We start from the raw sequence: 14569 nt of genomic DNA, 5'->3' as shown, positions 1-14569 counted from the left end.
TTCCCGTCATACCGGTTCTCCTACCGTGGCGGGCGCCGTCTCACCGTTCGACGCAGTGATTTTCGACCTCGACGGCGTCGTCACAGACACTGCGTCAGTGCACCGCGCAGCATGGAAGAAGCTGTTCAATACCGTTCTCTCGGATCCGCGGATTCCTCCGACGGCAAACTCCGCTCCCTTTCGCGACAGTGACTACTCCACCCTGCTCGACGGCCGACCCCGAGAACAAGGAATACTCGCGTTCATGCGGTCCCGTAGCATCGACCTGCCGCCGGGCGACCCTGCCGATCCTCCCGGCGCTTGGACCGCCGTCGGTCTGGGAAAAATCAAAAGCGCCTTATTTCTCGAGGAACTGGGCCGAGACGGCGTGCAGATCTTTCCCGGGACCGTAGACCTGATCACCCGGTTGCGCGAAAGCCAGGTGCCGATCGCCCTGGTGAGTTCGAGCCGCAACACTTCAGCCGTGTTGGCTGCTGCAGGTTTGAAGGAAATGTTCACCGTCGTCGTTGATGGAACTCTGGTGTCACGACTGCAGCTGCCGGGCAAGCCTGACCCGGCGGCCTTTCTGGAAGCAGCCCGACGACTGAAGGTCCGGCCTGCCCGGGTGGCAGTTGTGGAAGACGCAGCGGCAGGCATCGCCGCCGCGCGCCGGGGTGGATTCGGACTGGTAGTGGGGATCGACCGGTCCTCTCAACGCCCAAACCTGGAAGAAGCCGGTGCAGATATAGTCCTTCACGATGTGGGCGAACTGGACATCGGCCTGGTCCTGACCCACCCTTGGCGGCTGGTGTATGAAGGTTACGATCCGTGGCACGAAGGCCACCGCGAGGCGCTGACAACACTGGGCAATGGCCGGATGGCCACCCGAGGTGCTTCCCCGGAGGCAAGGGACGACACCGTGCACTACCCTGGCACCTATCTTGCAGGTCACTACAACCGGGTACCCGAGATAGTGAACGGAGAAACCACCGAGTCAGAACACATGGTCAACCTCCCCAATTGGCTTCCTCTCGATATCCGCTTCGGCGCAGCTGGGTGGTGGTCCGACGGAGGACCTAAGACTCTTCGTGAACGCCGGGAACTGGACATGGAGGGTGCTGTTCTTTCCCGTCTCGTCCAGTTAGACGACGGGCATGGTCTGCAGCTTGAGGTGTCGCAGCGCAGGATTGTTTCCATCGCCCAGCCCCGGCTGGCAGTGTTGGAAACCACCCTCACCGCCCGAGGGTGGAGCGGTGTCGTTCAGCTGAGGACCGGCATCGAGCGGGACATCATCAACGCCAACGTGGTGGAAGATCCTGCATGGGGAAGCCGGCACCTGGCAGTCGTTAGCGCCACTGTCCAAAACGGTGTGGAAATGGTCGACGTCGAGACGACCCAAAGCCAGATCCGCGTTGCCGTGGCGGTAAGGACCTCCTTCGCCGGTGCCACCGGCGACACCGCCCGCAGCCGGCCCTCTCCCCCGCCACCAAATGCCGGGGCCGGGAGCTCCTGCTGGCTTCAGGTGCACGATGCTGACGTGGTCGACGGCGTACCCCTCGTGGTCTGCAAAACCGCGGCAATCGTCAGTTCACGGGACTGGGGTGTGTCCTCCGCCAAGGCCGGTGCCCGCGCGGTACTGGACCGAACACCTGACAGCTTTGGCGCGGTGTTTGTCAGCCATGAAGCCTCGTGGCGTCGGCTGCTCGATTTGTTCACTTTCGATCTGCACGCTGACAGGGAGACCCAACTGGTGCTGAATCTGCATGTGTTCCACCTGCTGCAGACGATCACGCCAAATACGGAGGGCCTTGATGCGGGGGTACCGGCGCGCGGGTTACATGGCGAAGGCTACCGGGGACACATCTTCTGGGACGACCTTTTCGTGTTGCCGCTGGTCACCTCCCGCACGCCTTCGGTCACCCGTTCGCTGCTCGATTACCGCTGGCACCGGTTGGATGCCGCCCGGGACGCGGCACGCAGCGCAGGGCTACCCGGAGCAATGTTCCCCTGGCGGAGCGGCAGCGATGGGACCGAGGAAACACCACGATGGCTGTACAACCGCTTCTCCGGCCAATGGATGGCGGACCATTCCCGCCTTCAGCGCCATGGTGGTCTGGCAGTTGCGTACAACGTATGGCAGTACTTCGAGGCAACGGCGGACCGCGACTGGATGATGGCCCGTGGCACGGAAGTCATGGTTGAAGTTGCCCGGCTTTTCGCTGCCATGGCGGAGCGCGGCCCGGATGGCCGGTTCCATCTCCGCGGTGTGATGGGTCCGGATGAATACCATGACGGCTATCCCGAGCGCCCCGGCCAGGGTCTCGACGATAACGCCTACACGAATGTGATGGCGGCCTGGGTGTGTTCCCGCCCTGCCAAAATTCTGGCCGCCCTCCGGGGCCAAGACCGGCGGGACCTGCGCAAGAGCCTTGGGATAACCAGTGCCGAGCTTGAGCGCTGGGATTCGCTGGGGCGGTACCTGCACGTCCCGTTCCACGACGGGATCATCAGCCAGTTCGAAGGATTCGACCGACTGCAGGACCTCGATTGGGGACGCTACCGCCGGACTTACGGCAACATCGAACGCCTTGACTTGATCCTGGCTGCAGAAGGCGACAGCACGAATCGGTACAAACTGTCCAAGCAGGCCGACGTCCTGATGCTTTTTTACGTCCTCGGCGAGGACCAATTGGTTCAGCGCCTGCGCCGGATGGGCTACAACGTGACCGCCTCGCAACTGGCACGCACCGTCGATTATTACCTGGCACGGACGGTGCACGGCTCAACCTTGAGCAGGGTGACCAACGCCTCGGTGCTGGCTGCCTCCGATCCGGAACGAGCTTGGGCCACCTTCCGGGATGCACTGGACGCCGATCTCGACGATACGCAGGGCGGAACCACACGCACCGGCATCCACTTGGGGGCAATGGCGGGAACCATCGACGTCGTACAGCGCAGTTTCGCCGGGCTCAGAATGAGTGCTGACACTCTCGTCTTTCATCCGCGTTTGCCGACTGAGCTGAAGCGAGTTTCGTTCCGGATCAGATACCGCGGCCATTTGCTTGACGTCAGCCTGGAAGAATCCGTCCTGCAGGTGGAGTCAGCCGACGGAACTGCCGCCCCCATCCGCATCAAGGTGGGAAAAAACGCTACCTTGCTGGCACCGGGAGGCTCCGTCGCGATGCGGGTGCCTAAGCCGACTCCGCGGCATGCTGAGGCCTGAACTGCTTGTACAAATAGTCGGCGGCAAGCACTGCCGGCATGGAGAGCACCGCGGCCAGCAAGCCGATGGTGGTTGGTGGTGCCTGGCCGAGCATGGCCGCCACCGGCGGAATCGTCAGGAAGGCCACCAGGGCAGCCAACTCCACCACCACGGCCCACAGCAGCATCCGGTTGGTTCCCCAACCCAGGCGCCACGGCGGAACTGATTCGCTTCGGCAGGCAAAGGCGTTGGCCAACTGCGCCAGTACAACGGTGGTAAACGCCGCCCCGGATGCAGCAGCCAGCACCTCCCAACCCGGTATGGCCGCCCCGGGCCGCCACCCGGCCAACCACAAGGTCAGGGTGAAGGCAGTCATTTCACAGACCGCTTCAACAGGCCCTAGAACCGCGAAAACGCGAATCATGAGAGCCGAGTCCATCAGATGGCGGCGCTCCGGCGGCCGCTGCAGAACGTGCTTGCCGGCACGCTCGCTGCCCAAGGCCAAAGCAGGCAACAGGTCCGTCCCGATGTCCAGGAAAAGGATTTGCAGCACGCCCAGCGCCAGCGGGAAGCTGCCGCCGGAGAGGGCCCACACCACGAACGGGGTGAGTTCCGCGACGTTGTCCGTGAGGTGATAGGTCAAGAATCTGCGGATGTTCGCGTAGGTGGCCCGCCCCTGCTCAACCGCGGCCATGATCGTGGCGAAATCGTCGTCCAGCAGCACCAGGTCCGCCGCTTCCCTCGCTACATCCGTGCCGCTGGCGCCCATCGCAACGCCGATGTCCGCTTCCTGCAGCGCCGGGCCATCATTGACCCCATCGCCAGTCATTGCCAGTACGTGTCCGCGCAACTGCAGGGCCCTGGCCACCCGCAGCTTTTGCTCTGGAGACACCCTGCTGACGACCACGCCATCCCGGTCCAGCAGCGCTCCGAGCATGTGATCATCGTCGGGAAGATCCCTTCCTTCGACAACCCATTTCTCCGGTCCCAGCAGACCGATCTCTGCGGCGATGGCAGCCGCCGTCGAGGGGTGGTCACCCGTGACCATGGCGACTTTCACACCAGCCGTCCGTGCCGCCCTGAGCGCTCCGGGCACCGATTCCCTCGGCGGGTCGTGCAAGCCCACGAGTCCCAGCAGAGTCAGCTGATCCTCATAGAACACGGCCTCGCTGGAATAATGCCGTCCACCTCCCGCGGGATGATCCGGGAGTGTACGTTCAGCGACCGCGAGGACGCGAAGTCCGCGCACCGCCATGTCTTCGAGGGCCCGCTGACATGCCTCAGCATCGGTAGCCGCCACGCAGAGCGGCAACACGCTCTCCGGTGCGCCTTTGACCATGAGCTCGGCGCCGGCTGCGACGGATTCCCGTTTGCGCACCGGGTCAAAACTCCAACGGAAGTCGACCGGCACATCCTCGATGGCCGCTCCGTTCGACAACCGATGGGCCAAAGCGTCCAAAGCCGCCTCCATCGGGTCTCCGTCTGCAACCCAGTGCTCCTGACGCCGGACGATACGCCCCCGTGAAGCTGCTCTGGCCGCGCGCGCCAGGCGGCGTGCTTGTTGCACTGCGAGCGCGCTGCCGGTGATTTCCCCCGTCGGGGAGTACCCCTCGCCGTTCAGCCGGACGATCCCATCCGGAGTCCACGTTTCAACGGCGCTCATCCGGTTCTGCGTCAGAGTTCCCGTCTTGTCGGTGCAGATGAACGTGGTGGATCCCAGCGTTTCAACTGCCTGCAAATGCCGAACCAGGGCGTTGCGCCGCGCCATGCGCTGGGCGCCCATGGCAAGCGAAAGCGTCACGGTGGGCAGCAGTCCCTCCGGTATCAGGGCAACCGCTACACCGATGGCGAACAGAAAGGCGTCCCGCCACGAAAGGCCGGTCAGCAGCGAAACCGCAAAGAACACGCCGCCGAAACTTAGCGCCACGGCCGAGATGAGCCGGACGACCCGGCGCAGTTCCTTATTGAGCGGACTTTGCGGCGGTTGTGTGGTGGCCGTCAATGAGGCGATAGAAGCCAACCGTGTCCGCGGCCCGGTGGCCGTGACCAGCGCCTCCGCGTTCCCATTCACAACGAAGGTTCCGCCGTAACCACCATCGCCGCGGTTCTTGGCCACCGGTTCGCTCTCGCCGGAAAGCATTGACTCGTCAACGGTGCAGGATTCGGCCACGGTGAATTCAACATCCCCCGGAATCCTGTCTCCCGCTGTCAGCAGCACAACGTCGCCGCGCACAATATCCGCGGCTTCCACCTTCACCGCACGGCCATCCCGCTTGACCAGGACCTGTGCGGGCAGCATGGCACGGAGCTTGGACGCCGCCTGTGCTGCCCGCTCCTCCTGCACGTAGGAGAACGTTCCATTAATGACAACGACGACGACGACCGCAGTACCCAGCTGGGCCATTCCGGCCAGAAAAGCCAGCGCAGCGGCAACCCACAGCATGAGTGCAAAGAAATGAGTGAACTGCGCCGAGACCTGGCGCCATCTCGGCACCGTGTTCATCAGCGGCAGGAGGTTGGGCCCATCCGTTGATAGCTGGCGGGCAGCGTCAGCTGTGCTCAGGCCTCCGGCAACCGTCGTCATGACGTTACCGCACCCGTGGAAAGGCCTGCTCGGGACGCGCCGGCGCTCTGGCTTCGCTGCGGCGCGTCGGCGACAGGGCCCGAAGGGAATTGAGGATGGTTGCGAGGTCGACCAGTTCTTGTGACAAGGCCCCGGCCACGGCCGGAATATGGCCGAAAGCGGCGGCAATCATGAGCGCGACGCTGAAGACCACACCCACCCAGATGCTCTGCAGTGCCACCCGCACCGTCCGCTTGCCGATGGCCACGGCCTCGGCCACCTTGGACAAGTCATCGAGCATGACGACAACGTCCGCGGACTCGCTGGCTGCCGTCGACCCCTTGGCGCCCATGGCGATACCGATGTCGGCTGCAGCCAGCACGGGCGCGTCGTTGACCCCATCACCAACCATCATCACCGGCCGCTGCGGAAGGGCCTTAACCAGTTCCACCTTGTCCAACGGCGTGCATTCAGCCTGAACCTGCTCGATTCCCAGTTCCCTGCCGATGTGGTCGGCTGTCTCACGGGCGTCGCCAGTGAGCATCAGGGTTTCGCCGATGCCTAGTTTTCGCAACTGTTGCAGGGTCGGTCCCGCCTCCGGCCGGGCGGCGTCGCTCATGATCAACGAGCCAGCATAAACGCCGTCGACTGCGACATAAACGGCCATTTGTCCTCCGGACAGATGGGTCTTTTCCACGGACGCGGCGTGTTGCGACACGAAAGCGTGCTTTCCGACGCTCACCGACCGGCCGGGAAAGACAGCGTGCACACCCTGTGTCGCGTATTCGGCGGCCTCGTCCGCCGGCAACAGGACCAGCCCCCGGTCTGTAGCCGCCGCCATGACAGAGGCTGCGAGGACATGGGAGGAGTACTGCTCGGCGGAGGCCGCGAGCAGCAACAGTTCCGCACTTCGGATCTGCGGGGGCGTGCCGGCGGGCCGGACTTCCAAAAGTACCGGCTTGCCACCGGTGAGAGTGCCGGTTTTGTCGAAAGCAGCTGACTTCACCTGGCTCAGTTTCTCGAGCGTTCCACCGTTCTTGATGATGATGCCCGATCGGGAGGCGCGGCCCATTCCGGCGACAAGTGCCACCGGAGCGGCAATCAGGAGCGGACAGGGGGTAGCTACTACCAGTACCTCGGCGAATCGCTCGGGATCGCCGCTGACCCACCACGCTGCAGCGGCCAGGGACAGCGCAAAAAGGGTGAATGGAACGGCAAAACGGTCCGCCAGCCGAACCACCGGAGCCCGGCTGGCGGACGCTTCGCGGACCAGCGTCACGATTCGGCTGTACTGCGATTCAGCCGCTGGCGCGGTGGCCCGCACCCGAACGGCTGCCTCTCCATTGACTGACCCGCTCATCACGGCATCCCCGGCGGACTTTTCGGCCGGCAAGCTCTCCCCCGTCAGCGCTGACTCGTCGAAGGACGCAAAATCCGAGATCAGCAGGCCATCCACGGGCACCACCTCTGCTGGACGCACCAAAACCACGTCCCCCACGCGGATCTCGTCGACGCCCACGTCCTCCGGGGTACCATCCGTTTCACGATGCGCGGACTGCGGGGCCAACTCCAAGAGAGCAGTCAATTCACGCTGGGCCCGGCCCTGCGCGTAATCTTCCAGCGCCCTGCCGCCCGACAGCATCAGGACGATGATCATCGAGGCCAGGTACTCGCCAACTGCCACCGTGCTGACCACGGCCATCAAGGCCAGCAAGTCCATCCCCCGCCGCCCCCGGGCAACCGCGCGCACCATCCCCACGGCCAACCAAGCCGCCACGAGCAGAGCGAAGACATTGGCCAACCATTGAGCTGCCAAGTCAGCTCCACCCAGCAGCAGGCCGACCACCGCCAGCGAACACAGCACCGTCGCGACCACCAAGGGATACCGGCGGGCAAACCCCATTGCTGCCTCCACCCACGCGTGGCACCCTGACCAAAGAATCCTGCCCCCGGCGCGGCGCCCCTTCACCGGCAGCAACAGCCTTCGTGAAATGTTGGGGCGGCTCCCCCGCAAGCGAACGGACTCAGCACGGTAGCGTGACCGTTCCGCCCGGCTCGGGGAGCTGCCGGAACATCTCCCCTCCAGTATCCACTTCCGGCCCGCTGATGGGAGGACCTCCTGGCAATCTGCCCACGCCGCCGCGCCCTGACCGGCCGACCTTCCGCGGTTGGCCCCAGAGTCTCTGGTGCCGTCGCTGCGCGGCGAGTAGATTATGAGCGCATACCGGCCCTTGGGGAAGGCTTCCATGACTGACAACCACGGGCTGGCCACGTCATCACCGGTGCTGATGGTTCGGAAGCTTCTCAGGAAGCCCTCCTACACGATCAAGCCCGCGGAAGCGGCGCATATGCACACCGAAGCCAGCGGTGAGCGGACCGGCGCTGCATAACAAAACCCGGAGGCGAGGGCTCGGCAGAAGCCGACGTCAGACTGGAGGCGGCATGGAACAGCGCTACGCGGTGTGGTTCGAAGAGACTGGGATTCACGACGTTGGCATCGTGGGCGGGAAAAACGCGTCACTCGGCGAAATGCTCCGCACATTGGCCGACCAAGATGTCCGGGTGCCCGATGGTTTCGCCACCACATCGGCGGCCTATCGCGAATTCGTCGCCGCCAACGGCCTGAGGTCGGCGATCCAAGAACAACTCGCTCGCCACAGACACGGCGACATACCGTTGAGCGCCGCCGGCGAAACAATTCGCCGCCACTTCCTAGCGGGCGCGTTTCCGGACAGAATGTCAGACTCCATCCTGGAGTTCTACGCCGACCTCGGGGCACGCGCCGGGATCAGCAATCCTCCCGTGGCGGTCCGCAGCAGCGCGACCGCCGAGGATCTTCCCGACGCCAGCTTTGCCGGACAGCAGGAGACCTTCCTCAACGTCAGCGGGAACGAAGCACTGCTGGATGCTTGCCGGCGGTGTTTCGCGTCATTGTTTACTGACCGGGCCATCAGCTACCGCGCCATGAAAGGGTTTTCAGACCTCGACGTGGCACTTTCGATCGGGGTTCAGCGGATGGTTCGCGCCGATATTGGGGCCTCCGGCGTCATGTTCTCGCTGGATACTGAAACCGGTTTCCCTGACGTGGCGGTGATCAGTGCAACCTGGGGGCTGGGCGAAACGGTGGTTCAGGGAACCGTCAACCCGGACAAATATGTGGTTTTCAAACCCCTGCTGAAAGCGGCAGGTTGCTTCCCCATCATCGAAAAATCATGTGGCGCCAAGGAACAAAAACTCATCTACGGACGAGGCGGAACCGCCCGTACGCGTATGGTCAAAACCACCGAAAGAGAGCGGACCTCGCTGGTCCTTTCCGACGACGAGGTTCTTCAACTGGGTCGGTGGGCGGCGGTCATCGAAGAGCACTACGGCCGCCCCATGGACATGGAATGGGCCAAGGATGGGCTCACCGGCGAACTGTTCGTCGTCCAGGCCCGTCCAGAGACGGTGCAGGCAGCCCGCAGCAACACCGTCTTCACCATGCATCGTCTCATCGGACGTGGTCCGCTTCTCGCCGCCGGAGCGGCCATCGGCGACTCGATTGCATCTGGTCCTGCCTGTGTCATCCGCGATCCGGCCGAGATCGATCGGTTTCGTGACGGCTCCATCTTGGTCACAGAGATGACCGACCCGGACTGGGTTCCCATCATGCGGCGCGCAGCCGGAATCGTGACCGAACACGGCGGACCCACGAGTCACGCGGCCATCATCAGCCGGGAATTGGGAGTGCCGGCAGTTGTCGGCACCGGCAACGCCACGGACCGCATGACAGACGGGGAGATGCTCACCGTCTCCTGCGCCGAAGGCGACGAGGGGCACGTCTTTCAAGGAGCGCTCGAGTTCCGGACCGAACAGGTCGATTTGCAGGCTCTTCCCCAAACGACGACCAGGGTGATGGCCAACCTCGCCAGTCCGTCCTCCGCCTTCAAATGGTGGCGTCTGCCCGTGGCCGGAGTCGGCCTGGCCAGAATGGAATTCATCATCAACGAACTGATCATGATCCACCCCATGGCACTGGCTCAACCCCAACGCGTCACTGATACGGACGAAGCAGCGCAAATCCAGACCCGCACCCGGTCCTACTCGGACGCGCGGGACTACTTTGTCCACACTCTGGCATCAGGGCTAGCCAAGATCAGCGCCCCCTTCTACCCCGATCCAGTCATCGTGCGGCTCAGCGACTTCAAGAGCAATGAATACGCGCGACTGCTGGGAGGGAGCGCCTTCGAGCAACCAGAGGAGAACCCCATGCTCGGGTTCCGCGGAGCCTCCCGCTACTACAACGATCGCTACCGCCAAGGCTTCGACCTCGAATGCCGGGCGCTGAAGCGGGTCAGGGAGCACCTGGGCTCTCGCAACATCATCATCATGGTTCCGTTTTGCCGGACGGTGGCCGAAGCGGATCGGGTCCTGGCGGTCATGGCGGAGAACGGCCTGACACGCGGAGAAGCCGGTCTGCAGGTCTACATGATGTGCGAGATACCTTCCAACATCATTCTGGCTTCCGAGTTCGCTGCCCGGTTCGATGGCTTCTCGATTGGCTCCAACGACCTGACCCAACTCGTACTCGGCGTTGACCGCGACTCCGAACTCCTGGCTCCTCTGTTCGACGAACGGGACGAAGCGGTCAAACACATGATCCGGGACGTGATCTCCCAGGCCCACCGGGCCGGAATCAGGATCGGAATCTGCGGACAAGGCCCGAGCAACCACACCGACTTCGCCGAGTTCCTCATTGATCAGGGGATCGACTCGGTGTCCCTGAATCCAGACACCGTGCTCAAGACAATTCCGATCATTGCCGCCGCCGAACGCCGAAGGGCCCGGCCATGACGGTCGGGGAAACCGTTGACGGAGTGGACGTCTTCGACCACCCGCGCACGCAGGTCAATCAGCACTGGCATCGCCATGGAGCGGGCGACCAATAGCCAAAGTCAAGAGAATTCGGGCACTGGCTCGCCGCTGAGGTTCGGAGTAGGCTCGCCGCCATGGAAAACAAGCCCTCACCGCCCACCGTTGAAGTTCTGGAAGCAGAGGACTGCTGGCGGCTGCTTCGAGGTGTTGCGCTGGGCCGGCTCGCTGTCTGGGTGGACGACCACCCTGAATTGTTTCCGCTCAACTTCCGGACCGACAAAGAGACCATCGTTTTTCGGACTGCGCCGGGCACCAAATTATCCGCGGCACTGGCGGGAAATCCGGTGGCACTGGAAGCAGACCACATCAATGGCCGCACTAATGTCGCTTGGAGTGTCGTTGTCAAAGGACAGGCTGCAGAGGTGGAACAGACCGAAGAGTTTCGGAACAGCGTCGCCCAACTCCTGTTTCCGTGGAGTCCAGGCGCTAAGGACCGCTTCGTTCGCATCACGCCCACCGCCATCACCGGACGCCGGTTCACGATCGCGTCCCCGCAAACATGGGAGATCACTCTGGACAATGCGACCAGGGCGGGATTCGAATAGGGCGTTTCGGCTCCCCCGGTCGGCAGCACATCGAACGAGCCAACGCTCTCAGGACCGCCCGGATGAGCCATTCTGAAGGGGCAGGACACCTGCCCACTCCACTCCAGATGCCGCCTCGGAGAGCACCCTCGAACCGGTTGGGAAACCCGCCCCGGCCGTCGCCTGGAGGCTCTGGCCGGCGCATTGACCCCTTCCCGGGAGGCTGCCACACTTTGAGCATCGCACCGTTTGGTTCTAAGGAGATCCTCATGGCTGGCATGATCCGCAAGAGTCTAAACGAACCCGAAGAAACGCGACCCTTCGAAGACGGTAAAGGAAAACTCGATCTGGTCCACCTTGAGGCTGGCGGCGTCGGGCGGGCCGTTTTCGAACCCGGCTGGCAGTGGTCCAAGCACGTGAAGCCAATCGCCAAAACGGACAGCTGCCAGGCGAACCACGCCGGCTATGTGCTGTCCGGACGGATGAAGATCGTCATGGACGACGGCGAAGAGAACGAGTTCGGAGCCGGTGACTACATGTCGGTCCCGCCGGGCCATGATGCGTGGGTCATCGGCGACGAGCAGTGCGTAGTCATCGATTGGGCGGGATACGCCGACTACGCCAAGCGACGCGACTAGATCCCTCCGCGCCGCCTGCGGGAAGGCAGCCTGAGTTCAGGCTACAGCCGGCGGCCTGCCCCTCGCGGACGCCTTCGGCACGTTCGTCACCATCATCGGAGACTTACTCCGCCTCGGTCCGGCCCGACCATCCGCCCTGCCGGCCGCCGCCCGTCCTGCCCGACCATCCGCCCTGCCGGCCGCCGCCCGTCCTGCCCGACCGGCCGCCCCTGTCGGCTGCCGCCGACGGCTACTGACGCCGCGGTGTGCCTTCGTGCGCCGCAGCGCCCTGAATCCGATGACGCGGTGGGATCGCCGCTGAAGACGCTTCGCGAGCCCGGGTTCCCCGAGACAGCTTTATCGAACCGCCAGCTGGCTGCTCATCCTTGGGGGATGATGACACCGGCCACGGGCGCCTGAAACATTAGACAGAGTCGCCAAGCTGCCGGCCTGACAACACGGCGCCGTGAAACGCCTTTACCACCTTGCCGACAGCAGACGTTAGAACAGCCTTACTTACCTGGGGAAAGGGTCTTCGTGATGAACAAATACCCACTGATCTCCGATCATGGTCTGATCGGTGATCTGCAGACGGCGGCACTCGTTGCCACGGACGGCACTCTTGATTGGTTCTGCAGCCCACGCTTCGACTCGCCCAGCATTTTCGCCTCCCTGCTGGACCCTGAGCGCGGCGGGCACTTCACCACGCGTCCTCGCGAGGAAGCGTTCGCCACAAAGCAGCTCTACTTCCCCGACACAGCGATCCTGATTACGCGGTTCCTGACTGAAGCGGGGGTCGGAGAACTCATTGACTTCATGCCAACGACCGGCACGGACCCAAGCCAAAAGCACGACCTTGTGAGAATGATCCGATGTGTACGTGGGCGGATTTCGTTCGACATCGAGGTTGCTCCCCGGTTTGACTACGGACGGCAGAGCCATGAGCTGACTCTTTCTGATGCAGGCGCAGTCTTCGACGCAGGCGACACCCGTCTGAGCCTGAGCATCATCCGGGAGGAGGACGACGAACAGCTGGGCCGTAATGTCTCCACCAACGAAGGTTCGCTGCGTGCCGTCCTCAACCTCGAGGAAGGTCAAATGCGTGGGGTCATGCTGGAAACGGGTCCGGATGTTGCCCCCAGGCTGATGAAACCTGCGCAGGCTCAGCAACTGGCTGACGACACAGCGCGCTTCTGGCATGACTGGCTAAGTCAATCCACCTACACAGGACGGTGGCGTGCGGTGCTGGAGCGGTCGGCGATCACACTGAAGCTGCTCACCTATGCCCCCAGCGGAAGCCTGGTGGCTGCCCCCACAGCCGGTCTTCCGGAGGAGCTAGGTGGGGAACGCAACTGGGACTACAGATTCACCTGGGTCCGCGATGGGTCATTCTCGGTGCACGCGCTGCTCCGGATGGGATTCATTGATGAGGCTGCCGCCTTCAGCCAGTGGCTCCGCGACCGTGTCACCGAGCCCCGCCCGGAAGGGTCCTACCCTCTGGATATCATGTATCGCGTCGATGGCAGCGCCGACCTCCATGAGGAAGTCCTGGAGGATTGGAAGGGCTATCGCGGCTCCTACCCTGTACGAATTGGAAACGGAGCCGCTGACCAACTTCAGCTGGACATCTATGGCGAAGCGCTCGATGCGGTGTACTACCTCGACAGCGTCGGCGTGGGAATCGGACAATCCGGGTGGATCGCCATCTCCGAATTGCTTGATTGGCTCGCCGAGAACTGGGACCAGCCGGAAGAAGGCATCTGGGAGACCCGGGGCGGCCGCAAGGACTTCACCTACGGAAGACTCATGTGTTGGGTGGCGTTTGACCGAGGCATCCGTCTCGCAACGTCGTATGGGCGCCCAGCGCCAATCGCCCGGTGGATAGCTGCACGAGACGCCATCTACCAGCAGATCATGGACAAGGGGTGGAGCAGTGAACGCCAGGCATTCGTTCAGCAGTATGGAGATAACGTCCTCGACGCTGCCTTGCTGAAGATGCCTCAAGTCGGCTTCGTGTCCCCGCACGATCCCATGTGGCAGTCGACCCTCCGGGCGATGGATGCTGAGCTGGTCTCAGACAGCCTGGTCTACCGGTACGACCCGAGCGCCTCTCCCGACGGACTGCGCGGTTCGGAGGGGACGTTCTCACTTTGCACGTTCCTCTATGTAGATGCCCTGGCACGATCAAACCGGCTCGAAGAGGCACGATTGACGTTCGACAAAATGCTGACCTACGCAAACCACGTCGGGTTGTACTCCGAGGAGATCGCTGCCACCGGTGAGCAGATCGGCAACTTTCCGCAGGCGTTCACGCATCTGGCGCTGATCGACGCCGCCATAACCCTCAACGATCGCCTCGACGCCGCGCAGAAAGGCCAGCGGTCCCGCGGCCAAACAGGGCACACTTCGCGTTAGCGGCGCGCTGGCGGACACCCGACCGGAGCCACGGACGGCGGCAAAGCCTCGTCGTCGTTATCCTCGGTCGTCGTTAAACCTCATGGACGCCATGGGGTCGCTCATCAAGGCAGCGCCGCCGGCGGTCCTCAGGCTCTCTTGGCGGTCATCAGATGACCGGACGCATGTGCTCTCTCAATAGGTCCTGGCTATTTTGACCGCCGCACTCGCATTGAACCGAACGTTCATGACAGGAGCCTCGTTTTCGCGGCAGCGAATTCCTTATCAGTCAAGACCCGGGCAGCGTGAAGCTCCGCAAGAATTTCGAGCTGGTCTGCAAGCCATTCTTTCCCGGCAGGAGAAGCGGACGGCACGC

At 63.3% G+C, this 14569-nt stretch carries 8 protein-coding genes; 6 read left to right on the top strand and 2 right to left on the bottom strand.

What is annotated here, in order from left to right; genetic code table 11:
- Nucleotides 1-25: 25 nt before the first annotated feature.
- Entirely contained in the window at nucleotides 26-3202 is a 3177-nt protein-coding gene (locus tag AB0N75_RS07200; RefSeq protein WP_364647206.1) for an HAD-IA family hydrolase, read from the top strand.
- On the opposite strand, the gene AB0N75_RS07195 is transcribed toward AB0N75_RS07200, so the two are convergent.
- Both AB0N75_RS07195 and AB0N75_RS07190 read right to left on the bottom strand, forming a co-directional pair.
- Nucleotides 3171-5765: a cation-transporting P-type ATPase gene (locus AB0N75_RS07195; RefSeq protein WP_364647203.1), complete on the bottom strand. Its 2595-nt coding sequence runs from the start codon at nucleotides 5763-5765 to the stop codon at nucleotides 3171-3173. The genes AB0N75_RS07200 and AB0N75_RS07195 overlap by 32 nt on opposite strands.
- 4 nt (nucleotides 5766-5769) lie before the next feature.
- Nucleotides 5770-7647: a heavy metal translocating P-type ATPase gene (locus AB0N75_RS07190; RefSeq protein ID WP_364647200.1), complete on the bottom strand. Its 1878-nt coding sequence runs from the start codon at nucleotides 7645-7647 to the stop codon at nucleotides 5770-5772.
- Nucleotides 7648-7990: 343 nt separating this feature from the next.
- On the opposite strand from AB0N75_RS07190, the gene AB0N75_RS07185 reads away from it, so the two are divergent.
- The 5 genes from AB0N75_RS07185 (at nucleotide 7991) to AB0N75_RS07165 (ending at nucleotide 14214) form a co-directional block, all read left to right on the top strand.
- The gene (locus AB0N75_RS07185; RefSeq protein WP_364647197.1) at nucleotides 7991-8134 is read left to right on the top strand and encodes a hypothetical protein; all 144 of its coding nucleotides are present in this window, start codon (nucleotides 7991-7993) and stop codon (nucleotides 8132-8134) included.
- A 52-nt stretch (nucleotides 8135-8186) separates the two neighbouring features.
- Nucleotides 8187-10577, top strand: coding sequence for a phosphoenolpyruvate synthase (gene ppsA / locus AB0N75_RS07180; RefSeq protein WP_364647194.1), 2391 nt, complete (start codon nucleotides 8187-8189; stop codon nucleotides 10575-10577).
- A gap of 155 nt (nucleotides 10578-10732) precedes the next feature.
- Nucleotides 10733-11203 carry a pyridoxamine 5'-phosphate oxidase family protein gene (locus tag AB0N75_RS07175; protein WP_364647191.1) on the top strand — a complete coding sequence of 157 codons (471 nt, stop codon included), beginning with the start codon at nucleotides 10733-10735 and terminating at the stop codon, nucleotides 11201-11203.
- A 248-nt stretch (nucleotides 11204-11451) separates the two neighbouring features.
- The gene (locus tag AB0N75_RS07170; RefSeq protein WP_364647188.1) at nucleotides 11452-11820 is read left to right on the top strand and encodes a cupin domain-containing protein; all 369 of its coding nucleotides are present in this window, start codon (nucleotides 11452-11454) and stop codon (nucleotides 11818-11820) included.
- A gap of 519 nt (nucleotides 11821-12339) precedes the next feature.
- Entirely contained in the window at nucleotides 12340-14214 is a 1875-nt protein-coding gene (locus AB0N75_RS07165; protein WP_364647874.1) for a glycoside hydrolase family 15 protein, read from the top strand.
- Nucleotides 14215-14569 lie beyond the last annotated feature (355 nt).

Origin of the sequence: Arthrobacter sp. NPDC089319 (assembly GCF_040684925.1) — a bacterium.
Lineage (GTDB): Bacteria > Actinomycetota > Actinomycetes > Actinomycetales > Micrococcaceae > Crystallibacter.
This window is presented reverse-complemented; position numbering and strand designations above follow the sequence as displayed.

Excerpts from the sequence above, each read along its gene's own strand:
- AB0N75_RS07195 (WP_364647203.1), bottom strand. The coding sequence starts at position 5,765 with ATGACGACGGTTGCCGGAGGCCTGAGCACAGCTGACGCTGCCCGCCAG.
- AB0N75_RS07175 (WP_364647191.1), top strand. The coding sequence starts at position 10,733 with ATGGAAAACAAGCCCTCACCGCCCACCGTTGAAGTTCTGGAAGCAGAG.
- AB0N75_RS07165 (WP_364647874.1), top strand. The coding sequence starts at position 12,340 with ATGAACAAATACCCACTGATCTCCGATCATGGTCTGATCGGTGATCTG.
- ppsA (WP_364647194.1), top strand. The coding sequence starts at position 8,187 with ATGGAACAGCGCTACGCGGTGTGGTTCGAAGAGACTGGGATTCACGAC.
- AB0N75_RS07190 (WP_364647200.1), bottom strand. The coding sequence starts at position 7,647 with ATGGGGTTTGCCCGCCGGTATCCCTTGGTGGTCGCGACGGTGCTGTGT.
- AB0N75_RS07170 (WP_364647188.1), top strand. The coding sequence starts at position 11,452 with ATGGCTGGCATGATCCGCAAGAGTCTAAACGAACCCGAAGAAACGCGA.
- AB0N75_RS07185 (WP_364647197.1), top strand. The coding sequence starts at position 7,991 with ATGACTGACAACCACGGGCTGGCCACGTCATCACCGGTGCTGATGGTT.